At 26.9% G+C, this 2,949-nt stretch carries 1 protein-coding gene; it reads right to left on the reverse strand.

The window, feature by feature from the left end; translation table 11 throughout:
- Positions 1-625: 625 nt before the first annotated feature.
- Positions 626-2,866: an N-acetylmuramoyl-L-alanine amidase family protein gene (locus NG918_RS16480; protein ID WP_252227130.1), complete on the reverse strand. Its 2,241-nt coding sequence runs from the start codon at positions 2,864-2,866 to the stop codon at positions 626-628.
- Between the last annotated feature and the right edge of the window lie 83 nt (positions 2,867-2,949).

Genomic DNA, 2,949 nt, shown 5'->3' on the forward strand with positions numbered 1-2,949 from the left:
TTTCAAAATTCAATAGCAATGGCGCTTCACATATTGCATATATCAACATATTACAAAGACATATAATTATTGTATATTGCTTAAATCTCAATTAGATTATAAATTAATTCAACAGGGCTTCATTAAGAGTTGTAAAAAATCAAATTCCAACGCCACTGCGCTCTTATACTAAAATATCAACATTGTACAAAAAACATATACTTTCTATGCACTTTATAACAACATTTAAATTCTTACTTAATACTTTTCAAAATTCAATTGCAATGTCGCTTCACCTATTGCATATATCAACATTTTACAAAGACATATACTGATTTTATATTGCTTAATTCTCAATTATATTCTAAATTAATTCAACAGGGCTTCATTAAGAGTTGTAAAAAATCAAATTTCAATGCCACTATGCTCTTATACTAAAATATCAACATTGTGCAAAAAACATATACTTTCTATGCACTGTATAACACCATTTAGATTCTTACTTAATGCTTTTTAAAATACAATTTCAATGTTGCTTCACATGTTGCATATATCAAAATTCTATAAAAAATCCCTAATATAAGATATCATCTCACATTAGGGACAAGCATATTTCTTAGCTTTCCACTATCCACTTTTCACTACATCACCTAGCAGCTCCATTGTTGTTTAATACACGACCATCAATTTCTACGTTATATGCCATTGCTCCATCTGGATATAAATAGTACCATCTATAATCTATATATTGCCATCCTGTTTGCATCTCTCCATTTGTATTAAAGTAATACCATACTTTATTAAATTCTTTCCACCCAGTAGATATTTCTCCGTTAGAATTTATATAGTACCAATTATTATTTGATTCTATCCATCCTGTAACCATACATCCATTATTATCTAAATAATACCATTTACTATTTGAATTAATCCAACCTTTTTGCATAACTCCAAATTCATTAAAATAGTACCAATTATTATCTACTTTTTGCCATCCTGTCATTATAAATGAATTTCTACTAAGATACCACTTTCCGTCCATAGATTCTTTCCATATTAAATTTGATGAATCTATATTATTAAAATTAACATCATTAGAATTTTTATCAAAATTAACTACATTATCTATATAATTGTTTTGTGTTGATGTTTCTATAGTTGTATTATAATCATCTGTTGATACGTTGCTGTCTGCATTTGGACTTGCTGATAATATATATTTAGAACAATGTGTTATAGTAAATGTAGCTTTTCCTTTTTTAACACTTATATTTGATGATATTAACTCTAATGAATTAGTTTCTTCATTATAATAGTATAAGTATCTGTTATCACCATTTAATTCATCACCAACATTAACTTGAACAGTTGCTTTTCCTGGTAAAACTCCATGATGTTTAAAGTTTATAACTACTTCTGAATCATTTTGTGTTTTTGTTTGTATTTCAGAATCAAAACTATCATCCATTTGAGACACATTTTTTAAATCTGAAGCATTAAAATTCCATACATAATTACTTCCCTCAAGAATTAATTTTTCATATTCATATTCCTTAGTTAAATCAAATATTTCTTTATCAACCTTACTTGAATATGAAGTATTTAAATACATTTGATCATCACTTGTTTTATCTGTATTAACTACTATTCCACTATTATATTTATTTGAGCTACTATTCCAAGAATTACTGTTTGAAGAATTGTCTTTTAACTTTTCTTTAATTATTTCAGTTCTGTCACTTTCTTTATTTTCACTAATTTCTCCAGATATAGTCACCTTAACTTTTAAATAATATCCCTTATCATTACTCTTAAGCTTGTACTCTTCTTTATCTGCATTATCTATCTCTTTATATTCTCCATTTTTATCTTTGCATCTTAACCATTGATATGAAACCTTAGGCTTGTTTGTATTATCGCTATATTTAACCTTAGCTCTTAAAGTATTTCCTACCCTCTCAGTTCCATATATAGATACAGATTTTAATATATCTCCACTAATATTACTTGAGTTGTTATTATCATTGGCATTTGCAGATGGTATATAATGAATTCTAATTTTTATTGCTGTATCATCACTATCCTCTGCATACTTAAAATAAAGAATACTATCACGTTCTTTTTCAGTATAATTAGGTGCTCCTGTTATATTTGCTCTCATATAATATGGTATTTTATTATTTGAATCTAAACTAAGTTCATAAAATTTTTTTCCGTCAACACTATAAGCTAATTTTTGTTCACCTTTGCTTAGTTCTATTAATGGTATAAACCATTTATTTAAAGTACTATTTGTTGCAGAATGATTACATAAATTAAGTTTATCACTTGCTAAAATAATAAATGTATATTCTCCTTGTGCATTTATATTAGCTGCACTTACAGTAAGCTTTTCATAATTTTTCCCCATATCTTCTGCAAAAGAATTTATTAAAGGTACTATAGCTTCCTTTTTATCATCTATTTCTGGTGGTACATCTTCATCATTTCCATCTGAAGGCTCATTCCCACTAGTTCCACCCTGTTCACTGCCATCTGTGTTACTCCCATGCCCTATAGTTTCATCATCCTTTGATTCAGTGTTTTCTGTATTACCATTTTCTTTAACAATATCATTTTCATTGGACTCTTTTAAAGTAATATCATCCCCATTACATTCATAAGTACTTAAAATATTTTCACCATTCATTAATTCTATAGATTTTCCAATTAAATTTGCAGATAATTCATCAGATTTCTCTGTGTCATCTTTATGTAATACCTCATCAGCATAAGCAATATAAGAATCTTTGCAAGGTAAATAAAAAATAAAGGCAAATTGAATAAGTAATATAGTAAGAATAATTGCAATTGGTTTAAAATAAATACGTCTCATAAAATCTCTCATTATCAAAACCCCTTCTCTTTAAACGTTTTCATATAGTATGTATTATAATATTCTTATATAAATATATTATAATACATACTATA

Origin of the sequence: Clostridium sp. ZBS2, assembly GCF_023845855.1 — a bacterium.
Classification (GTDB): domain Bacteria; phylum Bacillota; class Clostridia; order Clostridiales; family Clostridiaceae; genus Clostridium; species Clostridium aquiflavi.